The sequence below is a fragment of the Amycolatopsis mongoliensis genome (assembly GCF_030285665.1).
Taxonomy (GTDB): domain Bacteria; phylum Actinomycetota; class Actinomycetes; order Mycobacteriales; family Pseudonocardiaceae; genus Amycolatopsis; species Amycolatopsis mongoliensis.
This window is the reverse complement of sequence record NZ_CP127295.1, coordinates 9,084,989-9,108,277: the sequence shown is the minus strand read 5'-3', so window position 1 is coordinate 9,108,277 and position 23,289 is coordinate 9,084,989. Positions and strand designations below refer to the sequence as shown.

Below are 23,289 nucleotides of genomic sequence, written 5' to 3'. Positions count from 1 at the left end.
CAGGCGGGAGGGCCGGCTCCGGTCAGCCCGCGTCCGGGACCGCACCGAGCAAGGCTCGCGTGTACGCGTGGGCAGGGGCGCCGGTGAGGCTGCCGACCGGGCCCTGCTCGACGATCCGGCCGTGCCGCAGCACCGCGGCCCGGTGACACGCGAACCGGACGACGTCGATGTCGTGGGAGATGAACAGGTAGCTGAGGCCGAGCCGCTGCTGCAGGTCCAGCAGCAGGTTGAGGATCTGGGCCTGCACGGACAGGTCGAGCGCGCTGGTCGGCTCGTCGCAGACGACCAGTTCCGGCTCCAGCACCAGGGCGCGGGCGATGGCGATGCGCTGGAGCTGGCCGCCGGAGAACGCGCTGGGGTGCCGGGCTGCCGCGGCGGCGGGCATCCCGACCTGCCGGAGGACGTCCGCGACCTGCGCCTCGGCCGCCCGGCGGGACAGCCGGCGGACGACCCGCAGGGGTTCGGCGAGCGTGCTGCCGACGGTGCGCGACGGGTTGAGCGACCCGTGCGGATCCTGGAACACGATCTGCAGGTGCCTGCTCAGCTCACGTCGACGCCGGGCGGTCGCGTGCGTGATGTCCTCGCCGAAGAACAGGATCCGGCCGCCCGTGGGGCGGACCAGACCGACGATCGCGTGCCCGATCGTCGACTTCCCGGAGCCGGATTCGCCGATCAGGCCGAGGGTTTCGCCCGGTTGCAGCACGAGGTTCACCGCGTCCACCGCCGGGTGCCGCGCCCGGTATTCGACGCGCAGGTCGCGGAGCTCAAGCAGTGGCGCGGTCATCGCGTTCTCCTCCGGGCAGCAGCTTGATGTGGTGGAGGCACCGGGTGCGGTGCCCGGTGGCGGGCTCGAACACGGGGATCGGCGCTTCGGCGCACTCGGCCGTCGCGAGGGCGCATCGCGGCGCGAAGTGACAGCCGCGGGGCCAGTGCGCCGGTTCCGGCACCGTGCCGGGAATGGCCGCCAGCCGCCCGCCCCGGCGGGCCCGGCTCGGCATAGCGCCGAGCAGCCCCTCGGTGTAGGGGTGGCGGGGCCGGGCCAGCAGGTCACCGACCACACCGGATTCCACGATGTGCCCGGCGTACATGACGTAGGCGCGCCGGCAGAAGCCGGCGACCACCGACCAGTCGTGCGTGATCAGGAGGATCGCCATCCCGCGTTCGGCCTGCAGCCGCCGGAGCAGCCCGAGCACCTCGGCCTGCACCGTGACGTCCAGTGCGGTGGTCGGCTCGTCGGCGATGAGCAGGCTCGGCTCCCCGGCCAGCGCCATGGCGATCGCGACGCGCTGGGCCATGCCCCCGGACAGCTCGTGCGGGTAGCGGCGCCCCACCAGTTCGGGTTCCGGCAGGTTCACGTCGTCCAGCAGGCCGAGGGTTCGTTCCCGGACCTCGGCCCGTGATCCGCCGTGGCGCAACCGGACGAGCTCGCCCACCTGGTGCGCCACGGTGAACACCGGGTCGAGCGCGCCCACCGGGTCCTGCGAAATCAGGGCGATCCGCGAGCCGCGCAGCCGGCGCATCGCCCGGGCTCCGGCGAGGGCCAGATCGGCGCCGTCGAACAGGAGGCTCCCGGCGGTGACCGCGCCGCCCGCCGGGAGCAGGTCCAAGATCGCGCGGCCGGTGATCGACTTGCCACAGCCGGATTCGCCGACCAGTGCGACGGTTTCGCCGCGGCCGATGTCCAGGTCGAGGTCTTCGACCACGACCTGGTCGCCGTGGGCGCCGGGCAGCGTGACCGCCACGTCCCGCAGCGAGAGCAGCGCGGCCGAGGTCTCCTTCCGCGGGGTCAGCGCCGGCGCGGGCGCCCGGTGCGCGCGGTGCAGCCGGTCGCGGAGGGGCTCCGGGTGCTCGGCGGTGGCGTCCCGGACGACGTCGCCGAGCAGGCCGAAGGCCAGGATCGCCAGGCCGAGCACGACCCCGGGGGGCACGAGCAGCCACGGCTGCCGGTCGATCACCGACGCGGCTTGCGCGATCATGTCTCCCCACGTGGGATCCGGCGGTTGCGCACCGAACCCGAGGTAGCTGAGCCCGGCGTCGATGAGCAGCGCGCCGCCGGCGAGCAGCGAGACCTGGACGATGATCGGGCCGGCGATCCGCGGCAGGACGTGCGCCGTCACGATCCGGTGGTGGGGCAGCCCGCACACCCGGGCGGCGGAGACGTAGAGCTCCTTGCGCACCGCCAAGGTGGCGCCGCGGACCACGCGGGCGAGACCGGGTGAGACGAGGACGCCGAGCGCGACCATCACGACGGTTTGGTGCTCGCCCACGACGGTGAGCACCACGAGCAGGGTCATCAGGACCGGGATCGCGAGCAGCACGTCGACCACCCAGGTGAACGCCCGGTCGAACCAGCCGTCCAGGTACCCGGCGACGATCCCGCCGGTGACGCCGACCCCGACGACGGTGGCGACGACGATCCCGGCGTGCAGCAGGCTGACCTGCCCGCCGTACATCAGCCGCGTCAGGACGTCCCGGCCGAGCGCGTCGGTGCCGAGCCAGTGCGCCCGGCCCGGCCCGGCCAGCACCTGGTCCAGGTCCGTCGCCACCGGGCTGTACGGTGCGAGGACCGGAGCCAGCGCGGAACCGGCCACGAGCAGCGCGAGATATCCCAACGGCAGCAGGGCGAGCGGGCGGCGGAGTGCGGTCCGCCACCGTCGCCCCGGCCGGGTGCCCCGGGCGACGAACTCCTCGATGCCCGCGGTCACCGGATCCGCGCCTTCGGGTTGAGCCAGCCGTAGGCCAGGTCCACGACCAGGTTGACCACGACGACGATCACCGTGAACACCACCACCACGCCCTGGATCATCCGGATGTCGTGCAGGGAGGTGGCCTGCACGGCCAGGCCGCCCAGGCCCGGCATGGCGAAGACCGACTCCACGAACACCGTCCCGCTCAGCAGTCCGATGAACGTCAGGCCGACCAGGGTCACCACTGGGATCCCCGCGTTGCGCAGGGCGTGGCGCAGCACCACCGACGCCTCGGGGACGCCGTTGGCCCGCAACGCCGTCACGTAGTCGCGGGAGAGCGCTTCCAGCATCGCGTCGCGGGTCTGCTTGGCGAACACGGCGATGCCGGGCAGGGCCAGGGTCGCGACCGGCAGCACCAGGCTGCGGGCCCATCCCGCGGGCGAGGCGCCCAGGGCCACGTACCCGGTGGCGGGCAGCAGCTGGACGGTCACCGCGAACAGGGTCACCATCGTGAGGGCGAACCAGAAACTGGGCAGTGCGTAGCCGATGAGCGAGAGCACGTCGACGACGCGGCCGAGCCGTCCACCGTGGACGGCGCTGACGACGCCGAGCGCGACGCCGACGAGGGTCGTCACCGTTGTCGCGCAGCCGATCAGGGACAGCGTGACGGGGAGCCGGTGGGAGATCTCGTCCGCGACCGAAAGCCCGCTGATCGGGGACGAGCCGAGGTCGCCGTGCAGCGCGTCGCGGAGCCAGTGCCAGTACTGCGTGAGCACCGGCTGGTCCAGGCCGAGCTGGTGGCGCAGCTGTTCGTAGGCCGGGACGCTGAAGTTCTGCCCCAGGATCGAGCGCGCGAGATCACCCGGGGCGGCGGACTGCAGCAGGAAGGCCGCCAGCGAGACGACGAAGACGAGCGCCACCGACACCACCAGGCGGCGTGCGATCAGCCGGCCCATGTCCGCCCGCCTTTCCCGTCGTGACGCTGTTCCGAGATGAGCTGCCGGTACCACCGGTAGGAGGCCTTGGGGGTGCGGGTGAGCGTCGTGAAGTCGACGTGCACCAGCCCGAATCGCGGGCGGTAGCCGTGTTCCCATTCGAGGTTGTCCAGCAGTGACCAGACGTGGTAGCCGCGGATGTCCGTGCCCGCGTCGAGGGCGGCGCGCACCTGGCGCAGGCAGCTGCGCAGGTAGGCGATGCGCCGCAGGTCCTGGACCGAGCCGGTGACGTCGGGTTCGTCGAGGCCGGGGAAGCCGTTCTCCGTGATGTGGATGGGCGGCAGGCCCGGGTAGTTCTCGCGCAGCCAGCCCAGCAGCACGCCGAACCGTGCCGGTGCCACCGGCCAGCCGAGCATGTTGGTGCTCGTCCCGGGGAACGGAACCCGTTCGTAGCCGAAGACGGCGGACTCCGACGCCGCGACCCGCGCCGGGGCGTACCAGTTGACACCGAGGAAATCCAGCGGGGCGGCGATGACCGCGCGGTCGGTGTCGCCGGCTTCGATCACGGGTCTGCCGTCCAGGTGGGGGTAGTCGCCGCACAGCAGGGGATCGAGGAACAGCCGGTCTTCGAACACCTCCGCTCGCCTGGCTGCGCCGACGTCCTCCGGCCGCTCACTGGCGGCGGTCATCCCGGCGAGGTTGAGGCTGATCCCGATCTCCCCGCCCCGGGTCCGGGCCCGCAGGCGGCGGACGGCCAGGCCGTGCCCCAGCAGGAGGTGGTGGGCCACCCGGAGAGCGTGGCGGCGCACGGGCTCCTGCGACGCGCCGGTCATCCCGGCATGCATCACCGAGAGCGGTTCGTTGAGCGTGATCCAGCGCGTGACGCGGTCGCCGAACCGGACGGCGAGGCCTTCGGCGTAGTCGGCGTACCGGGCCGCGGTGTCACGATCGGCCCAACCGCCGGCGTCCTCGATCGGCTGGGGGTGGTCCCAGTGGTACAGCGTCAGCATCGGCTCGATGCCCCGGCCCAGCAGGCCGTCGACGAGCCGGTCGTAGAAGGCCAGGCCGCGGCCGTTCCAGGGGCCGCGCCCGGCGGGCTGGACCCGCGGCCACGAGACCGAGAACCGGTAGCTGTCCACGCCGAGACCGGTCATCAGGTCGAGGTCCTCGGCCAGCCGGTGGTAGTGGTCGCAGGCGACGTCGCCGGTGGCTCCGTCGGCCAGGCCACCCGGGAGGTGGGCCCGGGTGTCCCAGTTGGACGGTCCTTTCCCGTCCGCGTCCCACGCGCCTTCGATCTGGTAGGCGGCGGTGGCCACGCCCCACCGGAATCCCGGTGGCAGCAACAGATCCGGTTCGGACATCGCGCTCTCCTCGGCGCCGGTGGTGGTGTCCACGTTCAGCCGGCCGGATGCCAGGCGGCGACGCTGGGGAAGGGTTTCCCGGGTACGGGATCCACGCCGACGGTGTCGCGGTAGAACAGCAGTCCCGGGCTCAGGCACACCGGCAGGAACCAGCCCAGCTCCACCACGCGCCGGACGAGCTGCCGGTCGAGGGCGGGCCGGGCGCGGTCGTCGGCGGCCGCGGCCCGCTGGTCGAGGCTCTCCAGCTCCGGATCGCTGCTGTGGAAAGGATTCATGCCGATGGCGTCCCGCAGCCAGAGCCCGCGGCCCATGAAGTACGCCGGCAGTACGCCCCAGCCCATGCTGGAAGCCGGGAACTGGGTCAGCGCCGTGTTGGCGGCCGCCGGCTCCTTCGTGGTGATCCGGAGCGTGACGCCGATCCGCTGCAGGTCCGACGCGATCGCCTGGGCCATGTCGCCGGGGAACGCGGGGGTCGACGGGATCACCACCGGCAGCTCGAACCCGGCGGCGTGCCCGGCCTCGGCCAGCAGCCGCCGGGCCTTGCCGGGATCGTGGTCGTAGAAGGGTTGCTCGGAATAGCCGTCTTCCCCGGGCGCCGAAGGCTGGTCGACGGGAACGCCGTACTCGCCGAGCAGGGCCGAGGTGATCCGCACCCGGTCGACGGCGAAGTTGAGCGCCTGCCGCACCCGCACGTCGGCCAGCGGCGCGCACAGCGTCCCGGCCCGGTCGTTGAGCTGCAGGCCCATCACGATGGCCGGGCTCGACGCCACCTTGAACCCCGCGGCCTTCGCACCGCCCGCGATGGTGTAGCTGCCTGCGACGACGTCGACCTGCGAGGTCTTGAGCGCGGCGAGCGCGGTGTTCTCGTTGGGCAGGACCTTGACGGTGATCTTGTCGTAGAACCGGCCGGCCGCGTTCCAGTACTTCGGGTTGGGGCCGTAGGTGTAGTGGTCGTTGGCGACGGTTTCGCCGGGGAGCAGGACGTACGGCCCGGCGCCGAAGGTGCGTGTCGCGAGTTCGGCCGGCGCGGCGACGGCGGCCGGGCTGATCACGTCGCCCGCGAGGAAGTCCTGGGTGAACAGCGAAGGCAGCAGCGGATGCGGCTGGTTCAGCGTCAGCCGCAGGTTCAGCCGCCCTTGCGTGGTCATGGTGGCGATCGGGGCGAGGAAGGCGGCCGCCTGCCCGGCCGACCGGCGGAAGTGCTCGATGCTCGCCTTGAGGCCGTCGGCGGACAGCGGGCTGCCGTCGCTGAAGGTGACGCCGTCCCGCAGCGTGATCTCGAACGCGGTGTTCCCGGTACCGAGGTAGCGCCACGCCGTCGCGAGCCGGGGCTGGTAGCTGCCGTCGGGGGCCCGGTAGATCAGCGGGTCGTAGGCGGGTTGCAGGAACAGCTGGGACTCCCCGCCCGCCTTCGCCGGATCGAGGCTGGTCGGTGGCCAGTACTGGCCGATGCGCAAGGTGCGGCCGGTGGCGGGTTCGCTGCCGGGCGCGCCGCACGCGCCGGCGGCGAGTCCGGCGGCGAGCAGCAGGCCGCCGAAGGCGAAGTCGCGGCGGGAAAGGACGGCAGCGGACGACATGGTGCACCTTTCGCTGGGTACCGGCGGGCGGTCAGCCACGCCAGTGCCGGTCGAGCAGGGGAACGCCGTCCTGGACGACCTTTCCGGAGGCGTCGAGCGTGGTGGCGGTCGCCGTGACCGTGACGTCGACCGTGACGTGGGTGCCGGTCTCGGTGGCGATGGTGCCGGCTATGCGCCCGGTGACGGTGGACTCGCCGGGGTCGGTCCGGTGCGCGGAGGCGACGAGCTCCTGCTCGACGCGTACGGTGTGCCGCCCGCCGGGGACGTCTTCCGGGCGGATCCGGTCACCCCCGGCCAGCCGCAGGGAGATCGTGTCGTGCAGCAGGTCTTCGGTGACCTCCCAGGACGCCTGGCCGCCGGGTTCCCCGTCGAACCGCGCATCGATGTCCGCTGCGGCGAATTCGGTCAGCTCCGGCACCGGGCACTCGACCTCGCTCGCGGGGTCGGGGACCGGGAGCCGGAGCGTTCGCGCGGCCGGCCACCCCTCGGGCGGCGTCTTCGGCCAGACGCGGGGGAAGTCGCCCGGGGCGACGACGACGCGGAGCCGGTGTCCCGCCGCCACTTCGTAGGTGGTCGGCGTCAACGGCACGGTGAGCTCGTCATCGCCCTCCGCGGCGCACTCGAGCCCGGCGCAGATCAGCAGGGACCGCCCGGCGGGGTCGACGTCGGTGAGCTTCACCGACACCCGTGGCCACGGCCGGGTGAGCTCCACCGCCGGCCGGCCGCTGACCAGCAGCGGCCGGGGCAGCGGCGGCGAGGTGTAGCACAGGCTCCGGGTGTCGTCCCCGTGCTGGTCCAACGGCAGCCCGAACTGTCCCGCGGGGGTCGACCACAACCCGGACTGCAGGCCGGTGGCCGGGTCGGGGACCGGTGGCGCGGTCCGCCGCCAGCCGGTGAGGTCCTCGGCCCGGGTGGTGCCTTCCGGTGGCCAGGAACCGAAACCGAGCCAGCGCGGCCGGTCGCCCTGCGCGTAGAGGCGGACAGCGGGGGCACCGTCGTCCGCCTCCTCGCCGAGCAGCCACCGGTCCCACCAGGTCCGGGCGATCTCGAGGAAGTCGATCGGCGTGAACGGGCACTCCTGCGGCATGACGTGCATCCACGGCCCGGCGATCAGGGCCTTGGTCCCGCGCAGTTCTTCGTAGGCGCGGATCGTCCCGTCCACGAACAGGTCGCGCCAGCCGGCGACGCAGAGGGCGGGCACCTCCACGGCCGAAACGTCGATCCGGCGCCGGGCCCACGCCGGGGAACCGGGGCCGTTGCGGAACATGTCCAGCGCATACGGCGTGAAGGTGAGACGCCGGTGCCACCGCGCCTGCTCGTTCGGGTCGGCGAAGTCGTCCACCGGCGGCAGCAGCTGGTTGAACAGCGTGCTCACCGACCACGACGCGAGCGGGGAGAACGCGCCGCGCGAACCGCCGGGGTGGACGAAGTCGCGGCCGGGATCGGTGGGACCTTCGAGGGCGATGATCGCGCGCAGCGCTTCCGGGCGCCGGGCGGCGGTGCGCAGCGTCGTGACGGCGCCGTAGGAACCGCCCCACATCCCGACCGCGCCGGTGCACCAGGGCTGGTCGGCGCCCCAGCGGATGGCGTCGAGCGCGTCGTCGGCGTCACCCGGGTCGAACGGCGGACGCTGGACGCCGTCGGACGAGCCCGTGCCCAGCAGATCGACGAGCAGCGACGCGTAACCGCGCTCGGCGAACCAGCGTTCGGTGGGCGATCCGTTCAGCGCCGCGACGTCCCGCCGGTAGGGGAGGGCGGTCACCAGGAGGGGGAACGGCCCCGGGCCTTCGGGCAGGAACAGGTTGGCGGAAAGCGTGACTCCCGGCTCGGGTGTGGGGATCCGGACGTCGCGCCGGAGCACGACCTCGTACTGCCGATCAGTCTCCGTGCGTGCAGGCATCGCCGCCTCCGCTCCGCCCCCACGGGCGGGTACGAGATCGAATACTTTAGTACCGGATTCCGTACGTTAGACACACGTGCGGGGACGGCGCAAGCCCTCGCGGGAAGGAGACGGTGAGGTCGGGCACCGGCTCTTTCCTGCGCAGGCCGGTGTCGGGAGGCGGTTACTCCTCGTCGGGGTTGGTCAGCGCGGCGAGGACCAGTGCACCGAGTTCGGTGTAGGCGTCGGCCATGGACAGTCCGGAGCGGTCGAGCAGCTCACCGTGCTGGATGCCGTCGATGAGCAAGCTGACCGCGGCGCCGACGAAGTCCGCGTTGATCGCGCGAAACGCCCCGGAGGCCACGCCGTCCTGGATGGACTCCCGCACGCGGTGCGCCGTGGCGAGCGAGTACCGGGCGTACAGCTCCGCGGTGGCTTCGAAGGTGAGCAGGTCCGCGTAGCACTCCGGCGACATCCGCCGCAGCTCGGAGCCCAGCCCGGCGAGGTACTCGGCGATGCGCTGCGGTGGATCGGTGATCGGCCCGACCTTCTCCTCGACCCGTGCGGTCGCCTCCTGGAAGAAGTGCCGGACGGCGACGACCACGAGCTGTTCCTTGCTGCCGGCCACCGCGTACAGCGTCGACTTCGAACACTGCAGCCGGCCGGCCAGGTCGTCCACGGTCAGCCGGGCGAAGCCCTCGTCCAGGAAAAGCCTTTCCAGGCGGAGGATCAGCTCCTCGCGCTTGCCCTCGGACATGCGCCGGCTCCGCGCCGTCCGCGCTCCCGGTGGCGTCATCCAAGGTGGCTTCGCGGTCATGGTTCCGTAGCCTCGCACACCCCCGGATGAGGGGCAGCCGACGGGTACTACCGTACCCCAATCGGTACCCTCAGGGCAGAAGACCGAACCGCCGGGCGGTGACCACGGCCTCCATCCGGGTGCGAGCCACGAGCTTGCGCATGCTGCTGCGCAGATAGCTCTTCACGGTCTCCGTGGTGATCCCGAGATCCTCCGCGATCTGGTGGTTGGTCCAGCCGAGGGCGACGCACGCGAGCACGTCGAGCTCCCGCGCCGACAGCACCGGGACGTTCCCGCGCCGCTCCGGGCGGCCGGCGACGGCGGACAAGGTCTCGCACACCGCCCGGACCCGGCTGCGCAGCACCGGGTCGTCGACCGTCTGCGTCAGGATCCGCAGCTCGGCGTAGGCCTCGCGGACCAGCTCCCAGTGCGGCCGGTTGCAGTCGGTCGCGTCGTACCGGTCGAGCCAGGCGAGCCGCCGGGTCACCTCGTCCCGGACGGCGAGGCTCTGCTCGAGCTCGCGGGCCGACTCCACGACGGACTGGACCACGCGGTCGCCCAACGGCATCGAGCTGCGCAACGCGCCGTAGAGCACGCCACGCACGGTCCGCGTCACCACGACCGGCACGGCGACCATCGCGCGCAGCCCCTCCGCCAGGATGATGTGGTCGTAGTGGTGGCTGATCCCGGGCGAGCGCACGTAGTCGTCCACGACGACGGGCCGCCGTTGCGCCACCGCTTTCCCGCCCAGCCCACGCCCGTACTCGAGGCTGACGCCCCGGAGCGCGCCGGTGTTGGGCCCGGCGAGCTGGCTCAGCTTCACCTGCCGGCCGGCGCCGACTTCGCCGCCGAACGTGAGCGGCAGCCCGGTCGCGTCACGCATCCGGGCCAGCGCGCGGTAGATCTCCGGTCGGTCGTCGGCCGGGGCGTTCGGGTTCACGCCCGCCTCCTCGGGAACGGGGCGAACAGATCCCGCTCCCCTCACGCGGGGGTAGCTGGGTCGTCCGCACGATGGGACATTTTGTCAACGGTACGGCACTGCGGCGGTATCGCGTAGCTCCAGGAGGTCCCCATGACGAGCATCCACCGCCATGTCGAGGATCTGATTTCGCTCTTCGACCGTCCGCAGGCGTGCGCCGCGGAACTGCTGTGCGACCGGCACCCCGCCGACGCGGTGGCCTTCACCGTCGTCGAGCCGGATCTGTCGTGGCGCGACTGGACTTTCGGTGAGCTGCGGGTTCGCTCCGCCCGGCTGGCCACCGCACTGGCCGAGCTCGGCGCCGGTCCGGGCAGCCGCGTCGCGACCCTGCTCGGCAAGTCGGGCGACCTGGTCGTGACGGTGCTCGCGATCTGGCGGATCGGTGCCGTCCACGTGCCGTTGTTCACCGCGCTGGCCCCGCCGGCCATCGCCTTCCGGATCAGCGGCAGCGGTGCACGGATCGTGGTCACCGAACCCGCCCAGCGCGCCAAGCTCGGCCCGAACGACGACATCCCGGCGGCGTGGCGGCTGACGGTGGTCACCACCGGCGGCGCCGGGGAACACCCCGGTGACCACTGCTTCGACCGCCTGCTGGAGGCACCGCCGCAGGCGGTCCCGGTCGCGACGGGCGGGGACGCGACCCTCGTCGAGCTCTTCACCTCGGGCACGACCGGGGCGCCGAAGGGTGTGCCCGTGCCGCTGTGGGCCGTGTCGTCGATGCTGGCCTACCAGGAGTTCGGGCTCGACCACCAGGAGTCCGACGTTTTCTGGAACGCCGCGGACCCGGGCTGGGCCTACGGCCTCTACCAAGCGGTCCTCGGCCCGCTCGCGCTCGGCCGGCGCAGCCTGTTGCTCCACAGTGGATTCTCCGCCGCGCTCACCTGGGCGGTGCTGGCCACCTTCCGGGTCACCAACTTCGCCGCGGGGCCGACGGTGTACCGCGCGCTGCGCGCCGCGGAAGACCAGCTCCCGACCGGCCTGGCGCTCCGGCACTGTTCGTCCGCGGGCGAGCCCCTGCCACCGGAGGTCGGTGACTGGGCGGAGCGCGTGCTCGGCGTGCCGGTCCTGGACCACTACGGGCAGACGGAGCTGGGCATGGTGGTCGCCAACGCCTGGCACCCGGAGTTCCGCACCGAGCGGCGGCGCGGGTCGATGGGCCGCGCCCTGCCGGGCTGGCGCCTCGACACGCTGCGGCCGGATTCCGCCGAGCCCGCGGCCGTCGGGGAACGCGGCCGGCTCGCGGTCGACCTGAGCGCCAGCCCGCTGATGTGGTTCACCGGCTACCGCGGTGCGCCCGGGCGCACCGCCGAACGGTTCACCCCGGACCGGCGCTGGTACCTCACCGGGGACACGGCCGCGAGGGACGCCGACGGGAACTTCCACTTCACCGCCCGGGACGACGACATCATCCTGATGGCGGGCTACCGGATCGGACCGTCCGAAGTGGAATCCGTGCTGCTGGGCCACCCCGCCGTCGCGGAGGCCGCGGTCTTCGGCGTCCCGGACGAGCTGCGGGGCGAGGTGCTCGCCGCCCACGTCGTGGTGCGCCCCGGCCGCGACGCGGGCCCGGAGTTGGCCGAGGAACTGCAGAAGCTGGTCAAGACGCGCTTCGCCGCGCACGCCTACCCGCGGATCGTCCACTTCGTCCCGGAGCTGCCGAAGACGCCCAGCGGCAAGCTGCAGCGGTCGGCCCTGCGTTACGCCCAACGGCGTTCCCGATAGCCGCCCCGCACCGGTGATCCCGGGGTAACCCGGCTGACCTTCCCCTGCCCGCGCGCGGTTCCCGGCGCGCCGGCCGGTCCCGGCTGCCCTGACGGCCCGGGGCCCCGACTCCCGCGCCGGTCCTTGCCCGGCGCGGGTCCAGGAGAGTGGTCCGCTCTCCTGCCGCCTGGCGTCCCCGGGCCGGTCGCACCGGCGCGCCCGAGCACGCCCGGGGACGCCAGGCGTCGCCAAGTCGCACCCCTTCACCCACCCTGGAGGCAACGATGCCCAGGCCCCTCGAAAACCGTCAGATCCAGCCCCGTGCGGCAGCACCCGACCGGGCGCCCGCGTGCTCACGCGTGTCCCGGCGGAAGTTCGTCCTCGGCGCAGCCGCGGGACTGTCCGCGTTCACCGTCGCCGCCGGGATCCCCCGCGCGGCCCGCGCCGCCGTGGCGTCCGGCGCGGTGGCCGACAGCGGTGCGCGGGTGATCGCGGAACACCGGCTCAGCCCCACCATGCTCGACCTGACCGTCGATTCGCCGGCCCTGGCGACCACGGCGATGGTGCGGCTGCTGCACCCCGCGGACTGGACGCCCGGCGCCGCGCGCACGTGGCCGGTCCTGTACCTGCTCCACGGGGCCGGGGACGACTACACGTCGTGGACGCGTTCGACCGACGTCGCCACCTTCACCCACGGCGCCGAAATGCTCGTGGTGATGCCCTCGGGAGGCCGGGACGGCTTCTATTCGGACTGGTTCAACCGGGGCGCCGGCGGCGCGCCCCGCTGGGAGACGTTCCACCTGACCGAACTGCGCCAGATCCTCGAACGGGGTTACGGCGCCGGGTCCGTCCGCTCGATCGCCGGTCTGTCGATGGGCGGGCTGGGGGCCATGGCGTACGCGGGACGGCATCCGGGCATGTTCGCCGCGGCCGCGTCCTACAGCGGGGTCGTGCACACGACCTACCAGAGCTCCCGCGGGCCGAGCCTGATCCAGGGTGTGCTCGTGAAGGACGGGTACGACCCCACGGCCCTGTGGGGCGACCCGGGCCTGAACGCGGCCGTCTGGGCGGCGCACAATCCGTACGACCTGGCCCGCGACCTCGTCGGCATCCCCTTGTACCTGGCGTGCGGCAACGGGACGCCCGGGGTCCTGGACCCACCCGGCACCCCGCCGGACCTGTTCATCGAACCGCTGTGCGCCGAAATGAACACCGCGCTCGCGCAGCGGCTGCGAGACGTCGGCGCGAACGTCACGGCCGACTTCTACGGGCCGGGCACGCACAACTGGCCGTGGTGGCAGCGTTCGCTGCACCTGTCGTTCCCCTTGCTGACGCAGCCGCTGCGGCTCGGCGGGTAGCGCGGTTTCCGCCCCGCTCACCGGGGGGCGGCGGACCGGAGGATGCCGGGGGTATCACACCGCGAGGGGTTGGGCGGCCCGGCAGCCCCTTCGTACCTTTCCGGCAGGCGGCGAACTTCGCCGCCTGCCGGAAGGGGAGGGTTTCGATGAAGGAACAGCGTTACGGTGCCGTCCGCCGCGCGGGCCGGGTGCTCTGCCCGGTGGCGCTGGCCGCGGGCTTCGTGCTGGTTCCGGCCGGAACGGCGGTGGCGCAGCAGGCGCCGACCTGCCACGGCTTGCCGGCCACCGAGGTCGGCACGGCCGGCGCGGACGTGCTGTACGGCACGCCCGGCGCGGACGTGTTCGTGGCGCTCGGCGGGAACGACGTCGTGTTCGGCCTCGGTGGCAACGACACCGCCTGCCTCGGCGCCGGCAACGACCAGTTCTTCGGCGGGGACGGCGCCGACTGGGCGGACGGCGAAGCCGGCGCCGACACGCTGAACGGTGAAGCCGGTGCGGACACCCTGCTCGGCAGCCAGGGCGCCGACCGGCTGGACGGCGGGGCCGGTGCCGACACGCTCAGCGGCGGAGCGGGCGTGGACGTCATCGAAGCCGGCGCGGGTGACGACGACGCCGACGGGGGAGCCGGCGGCGACACGATCAACGGCGGTCCGGGTGCCGACACACTGGGCGGGCAGGCCGGCCCGGACCGGATCAGCGGTGACTCCGGGAACGACACCCTCGACGGCGGTGCGGGCAACGACGATCTCGACGGCGGGACCGGCAACGACATCGTCCGCGGCGCCGAGGGCAACGACACCCTCACCGACGCGGAGGGCGTCGACTTCGGAGACGGTGGTCCCGGTGCGGCCGACCGCTGTGATTCGCGGTTCGAGGCGTTGTCCCGGTGCGAGTTCATCTTCTGACCGGCGCGGGGTGACCGGCGCCCCTCGCCGGTCACCCCGGTTCCGGGTCCGCGCCCGGCGGATCGAGGCTCAGCCGCGCCCAGGTCTCGGGAGCGACCAGCCCCGGCAGGCGCTGCCGCCACATCCCGCCGACCCGGGCGACCAGGTCGTGTTCACCGGCCGTCGCCCGGGCCACGAGGTGCGTGCCGGCGAACTCCGCGACGGTGCTTTCGGCCGCTGTCCGCACGTCGACGTCACCGCGGAGCTCACCCGCTCGCCGGGCCCGCCGCAGCAGTTCCCGCACCACGGCGAGCCAGCCGAGGAAGTGTGCCGGTGCGAGCAGGTCGGCGAGTTCGGCGTGCAGTGGCAGCCGGACGCTCGCCCGGTACGCCGGATCGCGCTGCAGGCGCCGGGCCACCTCGAAGGTCAGCTCGACGAGAACCTGGGCCGGGCTGGGGTACCGGGCGGACAACCGTGCCGCCAGTTCCCACCACAGGGGGCAGTATCGCTCGACGACGGCCGCGGCCAGTGCCGCCTTGGACGGGAAGTGGCAGTAGAGCGCCCCCTTCGTCACTTCGGCCTCCGCGCAGACGGTGTCCAGCGTGGTGCCCGCGAAGCCGTCCCGGTCGAAGATCGCCGCGGCGGCGTCGACCAGTTCTTCGCGCGTCCGCCGGCCACGGGCGGTGCCGGTCATGGGGAGGTGCCGGCCCGCCGCGCGAGCAGCCAGCACGAGTCGACGAGGTCCGCCCCCGCCGTGAGGGACACGGCGAACTCGAAGGACGACTCCGCGCCGTCGGCCCGATCCTGACAGTGGATCCGGCCGAGCACCACGACGGTGTCCTCCTCGCAGACCCAGCGGCCGACACTGAGCCCGGCGACGGTCATCGCCGAATCGAAGGCGAACAGGAACGATTCGACCTGTCGCCGGGTACAGGTCTCGCGGGTGCCATCCGGTCGGTCCGGGGTGGGGCCGCACCACTCGACGCGCGGTGCGAGCAATTGCGCGACACCGGCGAAGTCCCTGGTGCCGAATCGCAGGAGTACTTGCTGCGCAAGGACGATGGCGGCCGGTTCCGGACGGCGGCAGCCGGTCTGCGCAGCAGCGTTCACAGGTGCTCCAGGGATTCGTGGCCGGAACCGGGTGACGGCGGGCCGGGTCCGCCGGGCGGTCCGGGTTGGTGGTGACGATACCGGAAAATCCGGTCTTCGCCGCTCGCCCGCGCGATTCAATCGTGATGCGGCGACATTGGCGTGTGATATTTCAATCATCTTCCGGAGGTGTGCCTTTGCCGGTTTCGGCGGGCACACCCCCGGGTGAGGGGATATCGACGCCGATTTCGTGGTCCAGGAGACCGGAGAATATGCTCCGGCGGGCTGGAATCGGGGCGCGGCGACGAATTGGCGAGGGACTGCTCGGAAAGGGTCGTCATTTCGGCTGAGTCGCCGGTCGGCCGAATGAACCGGTCGGTGTCAAGTCGTGATCCCGGTGGCGCTATCCGGTTACCGCGTACGGAGGTACCCCGCGTCGGAATTGCGCACTACTTTCGGTTGTGTGTGGCTGGGTGGTGAGGTTTTTCGGCCGATCGTCGTGGTCTCCCGCCCGAGAAGGTGCACTTGCGCGTAAAAGACGCGCTCGCGGATCGATCGAAATGCCGCGGCGTCAGGGGCGGATCGCGTCGGCTCCCGATGTCGGGTCGGATTGGCGATCGATGAGTGATCGGTTTCCGGGTCGAGCACTGCGTGGTCCGGTTGCGTCGGCAGAGGGGCGATTGGTGAATAAAACGTGTGGTATGGCCGTACCTGACATTTCGGACATCGGGATCGGTGTGTGTACGGAGAGGCTCGTGGTGCGGAAATACGGTGGGTCTTCGCTGGCCACGCCGGAGCTGGTGCGCGGGGCGGCCGGGCAGGTCGCAGCGCTGGCCGGAGCCGGAAAGCAGGTCGTCGTGGTCGTCTCGGCGATGGGCGACGCCACGGACCGGCTCGTCGCGCTGGCGGGGGAGTTCGCCGAACGGCCGGATCCTCGCGAGCTCGACCAGCTCCTGGCGACCGGGGAACAGGTCTCGGCCGCGGTGCTGGCGCTGGCCCTGACCCGGCGCGGGGTCGAGGCCGTTTCGCTCACGGGTGACCAGGCGGGTATCGAGGTGACCGGTGAACCGGGAGCCGGGACGATCGTGCGGATCGACCCGGACCGCGTCCTCGAGGGCTTGCGGGCCGGGCGGGTCGTCGTGGTCGCCGGGTTCCAGGGCCGTGACACCCGTGGTGAGCTCCGGACGCTGGGGCGGGGCGGGTCCGATACGACGGCGGTCGCGATCGCGGCCGCGCTCGGGGCGACCGAATGCGAGATCTGCACCGACGTCCCGGGTGTGCGCACCGCGGATCCGCGGATCGTGCCGGACACGCGGCCGGTGCCGTCGATCTCCTACGAGGCCATGGCGGAGCTCGCCCGGGGCGGCGCCCGGGTCCTGCACCCGAGGTCGGTCGAGCTGGCCGGGCGGCGCGGGGTGACGGTGCGCGTGTTGCATTCCTCGCGCACCGGGCCGAGCACCCGGGTGCGGGCGGCGGAACCGCCGTTGGAACGCGGCGCCGAGGTCATCGGCATCGCGCACGACCGCGACGTCCGGCTGCTGCGGATCGACGCGCCGGGGCTGTCCCCGGACCGCGGCGCCCGGCTGCTGACGGACCTGGTCGCGCACGGGCTCCGCCCGGACACGCTGAGCTGGCCGGTCCCGGGCGAGCTGCGGTTCACGCTCCATGGCCCGGCGCCGTTCGCCGGATCCGCTCGCGACCTCGTCGAGGCGCTCGGCGCCCGGTGGTCGGTGGACGACGACCTGGGCGCGCTGTCCGTGGTCGGCACGGGCCTGCTGGACCGGCCCGCCCTGCCCGCCGAGGTGCTGCGCATCGCCGGTGAGCTCGGCGCCACGATGCCGGCGATGGCGATCTCCGACAGCCGGCTCACCGCGGTGCTGCCGCTCGACCGGCTCGACGAGGCCGTCCGCGCGCTGCACCGGTCGTTCCGTCTCGACCGGCCGGTGGAGGCGAGGTCGTGAGCCCGCGCGAAACGCCCGCGGGCGTGCTGACGGCCGGTGGCCGCGTCCTCACCTGCGGCGGGTTCGACGGGCGGAGCCGCCGGCCGGGCGCGGAACGGCTCGACCACCTCTTCGAGCAGCTCTGCGACCGCGATGGGCAGGCCGGGCGGCTCGCCGTGGACGCGGGCGGGCTCCGGCTGACCTTCGGTGAGCTGGACGCCCGGGCCAACCGCCTCGCCCGGCACCTGCGGACGCAGGGCATGCGGCCCGGCGACCGGATCGCGTTGCTCTTCGACGAGCCGGTGACCGGCTACGTCGCGATGCTCGCCGTGCTCAAGGTCAATGCGGCCTACGTGCCGCTCGACGCGGCCTTCCCGGACGACCGGCTGACGTTCATCGTGCGGGACGCCGGGGTCCGGCTGGTGCTGACCGTGTCGTCGCTGCGGGACCGGTTCGCCGCGGACGGCGCCGCCCTGCTCTGCGTCGACGGCGAGGAGGACCGGATCGGCGCCCGCTCCGGCGAACGGCTGACGCCGGCCGAACGCGGCGAGCCGGCCGGCGATCTCTGTTACGTCGTCTACACCTCCGGCTCCACCGGGCTGCCGAAGGGCGTGCCGATCGAGCACGCCGCCATCGTCAACTTCGTCCGCGTCGCGGCCGAGGTCTACGGGATCGACCCGGCCGACCGGGTCTACCAGGGCATGACGATCGCCTTCGACTTTTCCGTGGAGGAGATCTGGGTGCCGCTGCTGTCCGGGGCGACGCTGGTGCCGCGGCCTCGCGGCGCCGCGCCGGCCGGTGCCGAGCTGCAGGATTTCCTGCGGGAGAACCGGATCACCGCGCTGTGCTGCGTGCCCACCTTGCTGGCCACCCTCGACGAAGACCTGCCGGACCTGCGGTTCCTGCTGGTCTCGGGCGAGGCGTGCCCGGAGGACCTGGTCGGCCGGTGGCACCGGCCCGGCCGCCGCTTCCTGAACGTCTACGGCCCGACCGAGACGACTGTCACCGCGACGTGGGCGGTGCTGCACCCCGACCGGCCGGTCACCATCGGGGTGCCGCTGCCCACCTACTCCGTGGTCATCCTCGATCCCGAAGAGCCGCGGGCGCTGCCCGCCGGCGAGCTCGGCGAGATCGGCATCGCCGGGATCGGGCTCGCGACCGGCTACCTGAACCGGCCCGACCTGACCGAGCGCGCGTTCGTCCCGGACTTCCTCGGCATCGAGGACAACCCGTCCGGCCGGATCTACCGCACCGGCGACCTGGGCCGGATCACCGCGGACGGCGAGATCGAGTACCACGGGCGGACGGACACGCAGGTCAAGGTCCGCGGCTACCGCGTCGAGCTCACCGAAATCGAGTCGATCCTGTTGCGGGCACCGGGCGTCGCGCAGGCGGTCGTCGGCACCCACCACCCGGAGCCGGGCGTGACCGAGCTGGTCGCCTACTACAGCCTGCGCCGGGACACCGCCGCCGTGGACGTCGCGCAGCTGCGCCGCCTGCTCCGCGAGCGCCTCCCCGGCTACATGGTGCCGGTGTACTTCGAGCGGCTCGACCGCATCCCGATGACCCCGAGCCACAAGGCGGACCGGGCGAACCTCCCGGCGCCGGGCGGCCCGCGGGCGCTGGTGGCCGAAGCGGCGTACGTGCCCCCGGAGACCCGGACCGAGCGGGTCCTGGCGGAGGCGCTCGCCGAGGTGTTCCGGCTCGACCGGGTCTCGGTGACGGCGCACTTCTTCGACGACCTCGCGGCGGATTCCCTGCTGCTGGCGAAGTTCTCTTCGCGCGTGCGGGAGTGCGGAGAGCTCGCTCCGCTGCCGGTGAAGCAGCTGTACCTGCACCCGACGGTCCGCGAGCTGGCCCGCTCGGTGGCCCGGACGGAGACCGGGGTCGCCCCGGCGATCACCACCGGCACCCCGCACCGGGCCGGGAACCTGGCCTACGCGCTGTGCGGTGCCTACCAGCTGCTCGTCTTCCTGGCCTACGTCGCCGCGTCCGCGTTGCTCGTGGACACGGCCTACGGCTGGGTTTCCGCGGCAACCGGGCTGCTCGACGGATACCTGCGCGCGGTCACCGCCGGCACGGTCGGGTTCGCCGCGCTCTGTGTGGTGCCGATCGCGGTGAAGTGGCTCCTCGTGGGGCGCTGGAAACCCGGGGAGATCCCGCTCTGGAGCCCGGCTTACCTGCGGTTCTGGACGGTCAAGACGGTGCTCCGGTTCTGCCCGCTGGCACTGTTCACCGGCTCGCCGTGGTATTCGCTGTACCTGCGGCTGCTCGGGGCGGACATCGGCGCGGGCGCGCTCATCCTGTCGCGGACCCTGCCCGTGTGCACCGACCTGCTGACCGTCGGCGAGGGCGCGGTCGTCCGGAAGGACTCGTCCTTCACCTGTTACCGCGCCGAGGCGGGCCGCATCCGGACCGGCCGGGTGACGGTGGGTCGCCGGGCGTTCGTCGGCGAGACGGCCGTGCTCGACATCGACACGGAGCTGGGCGAAGACGCCCAGCTCGGACACGCGTCCGCGCTCGCCGCCGGACAGTCCGTGCCGGCCGGGGAGCGCTGGCACGGCTCACCCGGCCGTCCCTCCACAGTGGACTACCAGGCGCTCGCGGCCGGGGTGGCCGGGTGGTCGCGCCGGACGGCGTTCGCGGCTGCCCAGCTGTCGGCGCTCCTGCTGGTGACGACACCGGCGACACTCGCGGCCGCGAGTGCGCTGGTCCGGTTCTTCCAGCCGGACCGGGCGGACCTCGCCGGCTGGGCCGTCGACGGCGCCCGGTTCGTCGAGTCGACGGTGCTGTACTTCGGGGCGCTGGTCGGCGGCCTGGCGGTGGTCTTGACGGTGCCGCGATTTCTCTCGCTGTTCCTCGCCCCGGACCGGGTCTACCCGCTCTACGGCTTCCACCACGCCGTCCAGCGGTGGATCGCGCGGCTGACGAACGTCCGCACGTTCACCTACCTGTTCGGGGACAGCAGTTACATCGTGCACTACCTGCGCGGGCTGGGGTACGACCTGTCCGCGGTCCGGCAGACCGGGTCCAACTTCGGGGTCGAGGTCAAGCACGAGACGCCGTTCCTGAGCACGGTCGGCACCGGGACCATGGTCTCGGACGGGCTTTCGCTGCTCAACGCGGACTACTCGGGTTCGTCCTTCCGGCTCCGCCGGACCGCCGTCGCGCCGGAAGCGTTCCTGGGCAACGACATCGCGTACCCGCCCGGTGCCCGCGTCGGCCGGAACTGCCTGCTGGCGACCAAGGTGCTGGTCCCGCTCGACGGTCCGGTCCGGGAGGACGTCGGCCTGCTCGGCTCGCCGGCGTTCGAGATCCCCCGCTCGGTCCGGCGGGACCGGGGCTTCGACCACCTGTGGACCGGGGCGGCCCGGCGCCGCGGCCTGGCGGCCAAGCTGCGGCACAACACGGTCACCATCGCCTGGTACGTGCTCGTGCAGTGGCTGAACCTGACCGGGATCGTCGGCATCGGGGTGCTCGCGGGCGGGCTGCACCCGCGGTTCGGGGCGTTCGCCACGGCCGGGGGCATCGTGGCCGCGCTGCTGTTCTCCGTCGGGTTCCTGGTGCTGGCCGAACGCGCGGCGCAGGGCTTCCGGCGGCTGCGGCCGCGGTTCTGCTCGATCTACGACCCGATCTTCTGGCGGCACGAACGGTTCTGGAAGCTGAGCCCCGGCCGGTACCTCGCGCTGTTCAACGGCACGCCCGTCAAGGGCCTGCTGTGGCGGCTGCTGGGTGTGCGCGTCGGCCGCCGCGTCTTCGACGACGGGTGCGCGATGCCGGAGAAGTCGCTGGTCACCCTGGGCGACGACGTCACCCTCAACGCGGGCAGCGTGATCCAGTGCCACTCGCTCGAGGACGGCACGTTCAAGTCCGACCACACCACCGTCGGCACCGGGAGCACCATCGGCGTCGGCGCGTTCGTCCACTACGGCGTCACGATCGGCGAAGCGGGCGTCGTCGAGGCCGACGCGTTCCTGATGAAGGGCTCCGTCACGGCGGCGGGGTCGCGCTGGCGGGGCAACCCGGCCACGGAGATCGCCGGTGAACCGGTCGCACCCGGGAGGCGGTCGTGACCGGCGCCCGGACGGGCATCACGCAGCCGCACGTCACCGGTGACCTGCCCGGTCCGCGGTCGGCGGAGTTCCTGGCGCACCAGCGGCGCTGGGAGTCCAACGCCCGGGTCTACCCGCGGAACCTGCCGATCGCCCTCGCCGAAGGGGCCGGCAGCTACGTTCGGGACGTCGACGGGAACGTCTTCATCGACTTCCTGTCCGGAGCCGGGGTGCTCGCGCTGGGCCACAACCACCCCGAAGTGGTCCACGCGGCGAACGAGCAGCTCCGGCTGCTCACGCACGGCCTGGACTTCCCGACCCCGGCGAAGCGCGCGTTCGTCGACGCTCAGCTGGCGATGCTCCCGCCGGCCCTGCGATCGCGGATGAAGGTGCACTTCTGCGGGCCCGGCGGCGCGAACGCGGTGGACGCCGCGCTCAAGCTCTGCAAGACCGCGACCGGACGCGGGGACGTCGTGTCCTTCCAGGGCGGTTTCCACGGGGCGAGCCACGCGGCGATGGCGCTGACCGGCCTCGTCGCGCAGAAGCAGCCGATCGCCCACGGCGTGCCCGGCGTGCACTTCTTCCCGTACTCGTCCTGTTCACGGTGCCCGCTCGGGCTGACCCCGGACAGCTGTGACATCAACTGCGTGGGGCTGCTCGAACGCGTGCTGCGCGACCCGCTCGGTGGCGTGCCGCGGCCGGCTGCCGTGGTCATGGAACTGGTGCAGGGCGAGGGCGGGGTGATCCCGGCCCGCCGCGCGTTCGCCCGCCGGGTCCGCGCGCTGACCCGGGAGCTCGACATCCCGCTCGTGCTCGACGAGGTGCAGACCGGGTGCGGCCGCACCGGAACCTGGTTCGCGTTCGAGCAGTACGACATCGAGCCCGACGTCGTGGTCGCTTCGAAGGCGTTGAGCGGGATGGGCCTGCCCGTGGCGGTCATCCTCTACGACCGTCGCCTGGACGTCTGGGCACCGGGCGCGCACACGGGCACGTTCCGGGGCAACCAAGCGGCCTTCGCCGCCGGCGCGGAGACCGTGCGGATCATGCTGCGCGACGACGTCCTCGGCAACGTCCGGCGGCGCGGCGAGCAGCTCGGCCGGGCGCTCTCGGCGCTGCGCGACCGGCCGTGGGTCCGGGAGGTGCGCGGCCTCGGCCTGATGTGGGGGATCGAACTCGTCTCCCCGCAGGGCGGCCACCCGGCCACCGGGTACGCCCGCGCGGTGCAGGCACACGCGTTGCGGGCCGGGCTCATCGTCGAGCTCGGTGGCCGCGGCGACTGCGTCGTCCGGCTCCTGCCACCTCTGAACGTGACCCCCGATGTGATCGAAGTGGCGTGCACGATCCTGCTCGACGCGATCGAGCACTGCCGTCCGCGCCAAGGCGATTGCTGAGTCCCGAACGGGACGTCGTGGCTCGGGACGCGGATTGCCTGCGCCGTGATCGATCGCCGACGATCGTCCCGCCGCCCCCGACCCGAACCCAGGGAGATCACCATGAACATCCGGTCCGCATCGGTCGTCGCCGCATTGCTCGGCGTCCTGCTGCCGGTCGTGCCGGCCGCGGGCGCCGCACCGCTGCCGGTCCGCGCCGACGTGTCCCCGCAGGATCGCGAGTACCTGAACCGGACGCACCAGGACAACCTGTTCGAAATCGTCACCGGCAACCTGGTGGGCCGGGGCAGCTGCGCCCGGGTGCGGGAGCTCGGTCCCCGGTTCGCCGCGCACCACACGGAACTGGACGCCGACCTGGTCGCCGTCTCGGCGCAGGTCGCCGTCACGCTGTACTCCGTGCCCGACCCCGGCCAGCTCGGGCAGATCGCCGACCTGTCGGCCCGGTCCGGTCGGGACTTCGACGCCGCCTGGCTGCGGGACCAGATCGCCGCGCACCTGCGGGGGCTCGCGCAGGGCGAGCGGGAAACCCGCAACGGGTGGTCGCCCGAGGTGAAGGCACTGGCCGCCAGGTCGGCGCCTGTGCTGCGGCACCACCTGGACCAGGCGCTGGCCGCGGCGGTCGCCTGCACCCCCGGGTGAGGGGCGACCGTCCGGCGCCGG

At 72.9% G+C, this 23,289-nt stretch carries 17 protein-coding genes; 7 read left to right on the top strand and 10 right to left on the bottom strand.

The genetic code is table 11. The features are described 5' to 3' along the window. Positions 1-22: 22 nt before the first annotated feature. The 8 genes from QRX60_RS43645 to QRX60_RS43610 all read right to left on the bottom strand — a co-directional run bounded on the left by QRX60_RS43645 (position 23) and on the right by QRX60_RS43610 (position 10,175). Positions 23-784 carry an ATP-binding cassette domain-containing protein gene (locus QRX60_RS43645; RefSeq protein WP_285997340.1) on the bottom strand — a complete coding sequence of 254 codons (762 nt, stop codon included), beginning with the start codon at positions 782-784 and terminating at the stop codon, positions 23-25. After that, on the bottom strand, positions 765-2,705 hold the full coding sequence (locus QRX60_RS43640; protein WP_285997339.1) for a dipeptide/oligopeptide/nickel ABC transporter permease/ATP-binding protein: 1,941 nt from the start codon (positions 2,703-2,705) through the stop codon (positions 765-767). The genes QRX60_RS43645 and QRX60_RS43640 overlap by 20 nt, the downstream gene beginning before the upstream one ends. Then, positions 2,702-3,643 carry an ABC transporter permease gene (locus QRX60_RS43635; RefSeq protein ID WP_285997338.1) on the bottom strand — a complete coding sequence of 314 codons (942 nt, stop codon included), beginning with the start codon at positions 3,641-3,643 and terminating at the stop codon, positions 2,702-2,704. Before QRX60_RS43635 ends, QRX60_RS43640 begins: the two co-directional genes overlap by 4 nt. Continuing rightward, positions 3,631-4,983, bottom strand: a complete 1,353-nt coding sequence (locus tag QRX60_RS43630; protein ID WP_285997337.1) for a GH1 family beta-glucosidase — start codon at positions 4,981-4,983, stop codon at positions 3,631-3,633. The genes QRX60_RS43635 and QRX60_RS43630 overlap by 13 nt, the downstream gene beginning before the upstream one ends. A gap of 35 nt (positions 4,984-5,018) precedes the next feature. After that, positions 5,019-6,560, bottom strand: coding sequence for an ABC transporter substrate-binding protein (locus QRX60_RS43625; protein WP_285997336.1), 1,542 nt, complete (start codon positions 6,558-6,560; stop codon positions 5,019-5,021). A gap of 31 nt (positions 6,561-6,591) precedes the next feature. Next, positions 6,592-8,460 carry a CocE/NonD family hydrolase gene (locus QRX60_RS43620; protein WP_285997335.1) on the bottom strand — a complete coding sequence of 623 codons (1,869 nt, stop codon included), beginning with the start codon at positions 8,458-8,460 and terminating at the stop codon, positions 6,592-6,594. Positions 8,461-8,623: 163 nt separating this feature from the next. Further along, a complete protein-coding gene (locus QRX60_RS43615; protein ID WP_285997334.1) occupies positions 8,624-9,196 on the bottom strand; it encodes a TetR/AcrR family transcriptional regulator in 573 nt (190 codons plus the stop codon). Positions 9,197-9,326: 130 nt separating this feature from the next. After that, positions 9,327-10,175 (bottom strand): helix-turn-helix transcriptional regulator, encoded by an 849-nt coding sequence (locus QRX60_RS43610; RefSeq protein ID WP_285997333.1) that lies wholly within the window; start codon positions 10,173-10,175, stop codon positions 9,327-9,329. A 132-nt stretch (positions 10,176-10,307) separates the two neighbouring features. Between QRX60_RS43610 and QRX60_RS43605 the strand changes: the two genes are divergently transcribed. From QRX60_RS43605 to QRX60_RS43595, 3 genes are all read left to right on the top strand, one after another. Then, the gene (locus QRX60_RS43605; RefSeq protein WP_285997332.1) at positions 10,308-11,936 is read left to right on the top strand and encodes an AMP-binding protein; all 1,629 of its coding nucleotides are present in this window, start codon (positions 10,308-10,310) and stop codon (positions 11,934-11,936) included. Positions 11,937-12,274: 338 nt separating this feature from the next. After that, a complete protein-coding gene (locus QRX60_RS43600) occupies positions 12,275-13,273 on the top strand; it encodes an alpha/beta hydrolase (protein ID WP_285997331.1) in 999 nt (332 codons plus the stop codon). A 146-nt stretch (positions 13,274-13,419) separates the two neighbouring features. Then, positions 13,420-14,178: a calcium-binding protein gene (locus QRX60_RS43595; RefSeq protein WP_285997330.1), complete on the top strand. Its 759-nt coding sequence runs from the start codon at positions 13,420-13,422 to the stop codon at positions 14,176-14,178. Positions 14,179-14,209: 31 nt separating this feature from the next. Here the strand turns inward: QRX60_RS43595 and QRX60_RS43590 are convergent, their stop codons facing one another. Continuing rightward, entirely contained in the window at positions 14,210-14,851 is a 642-nt protein-coding gene (locus QRX60_RS43590) for a ScbR family autoregulator-binding transcription factor (RefSeq protein ID WP_285997329.1), read from the bottom strand. Next, positions 14,848-15,042, bottom strand: coding sequence for a hypothetical protein (locus tag QRX60_RS43585; protein WP_285997328.1), 195 nt, complete (start codon positions 15,040-15,042; stop codon positions 14,848-14,850). Before QRX60_RS43585 ends, QRX60_RS43590 begins: the two co-directional genes overlap by 4 nt. A gap of 959 nt (positions 15,043-16,001) precedes the next feature. Here QRX60_RS43585 and QRX60_RS43580 point away from each other — a divergent pair. The 4 genes from QRX60_RS43580 to QRX60_RS43565 all read left to right on the top strand — a co-directional run bounded on the left by QRX60_RS43580 (position 16,002) and on the right by QRX60_RS43565 (position 23,268). Continuing rightward, positions 16,002-17,207 (top strand): aspartate kinase, encoded by a 1,206-nt coding sequence (locus QRX60_RS43580; RefSeq protein ID WP_285997327.1) that lies wholly within the window; start codon positions 16,002-16,004, stop codon positions 17,205-17,207. Further along, positions 17,204-21,259: a Pls/PosA family non-ribosomal peptide synthetase gene (locus QRX60_RS43575; protein WP_285997326.1), complete on the top strand. Its 4,056-nt coding sequence runs from the start codon at positions 17,204-17,206 to the stop codon at positions 21,257-21,259. The genes QRX60_RS43580 and QRX60_RS43575 overlap by 4 nt, the downstream gene beginning before the upstream one ends. Then, positions 21,256-22,629: a diaminobutyrate--2-oxoglutarate transaminase family protein gene (locus QRX60_RS43570; protein ID WP_285997325.1), complete on the top strand. Its 1,374-nt coding sequence runs from the start codon at positions 21,256-21,258 to the stop codon at positions 22,627-22,629. Before QRX60_RS43575 ends, QRX60_RS43570 begins: the two co-directional genes overlap by 4 nt. 102 nt (positions 22,630-22,731) lie before the next feature. Continuing rightward, positions 22,732-23,268, top strand: coding sequence for a DUF4142 domain-containing protein (locus QRX60_RS43565; RefSeq protein ID WP_285997324.1), 537 nt, complete (start codon positions 22,732-22,734; stop codon positions 23,266-23,268). The last annotated feature ends 21 nt before the right edge of the window (positions 23,269-23,289 follow it).

Bases quoted from the DNA above. Each gene is read 5' to 3' on its own strand.
- QRX60_RS43590 (WP_285997329.1), bottom strand. From the start codon at position 14,851: ATGACCGGCACCGCCCGTGGCCGGCGGACGCGCGAAGAACTGGTCGAC.
- QRX60_RS43605 (WP_285997332.1), top strand. From the start codon at position 10,308: ATGACGAGCATCCACCGCCATGTCGAGGATCTGATTTCGCTCTTCGAC.
- QRX60_RS43645 (WP_285997340.1), bottom strand. From the start codon at position 784: ATGACCGCGCCACTGCTTGAGCTCCGCGACCTGCGCGTCGAATACCGG.
- QRX60_RS43635 (WP_285997338.1), bottom strand. From the start codon at position 3,643: ATGGGCCGGCTGATCGCACGCCGCCTGGTGGTGTCGGTGGCGCTCGTC.
- QRX60_RS43630 (WP_285997337.1), bottom strand. From the start codon at position 4,983: ATGTCCGAACCGGATCTGTTGCTGCCACCGGGATTCCGGTGGGGCGTG.
- QRX60_RS43615 (WP_285997334.1), bottom strand. From the start codon at position 9,196: ATGTCCGAGGGCAAGCGCGAGGAGCTGATCCTCCGCCTGGAAAGGCTT.
- QRX60_RS43585 (WP_285997328.1), bottom strand. From the start codon at position 15,042: ATGACCGTCGCCGGGCTCAGTGTCGGCCGCTGGGTCTGCGAGGAGGAC.
- QRX60_RS43565 (WP_285997324.1), top strand. From the start codon at position 22,732: ATGAACATCCGGTCCGCATCGGTCGTCGCCGCATTGCTCGGCGTCCTG.
- QRX60_RS43620 (WP_285997335.1), bottom strand. From the start codon at position 8,460: ATGCCTGCACGCACGGAGACTGATCGGCAGTACGAGGTCGTGCTCCGG.
- QRX60_RS43595 (WP_285997330.1), top strand. From the start codon at position 13,420: ATGAAGGAACAGCGTTACGGTGCCGTCCGCCGCGCGGGCCGGGTGCTC.
- QRX60_RS43625 (WP_285997336.1), bottom strand. From the start codon at position 6,560: ATGTCGTCCGCTGCCGTCCTTTCCCGCCGCGACTTCGCCTTCGGCGGC.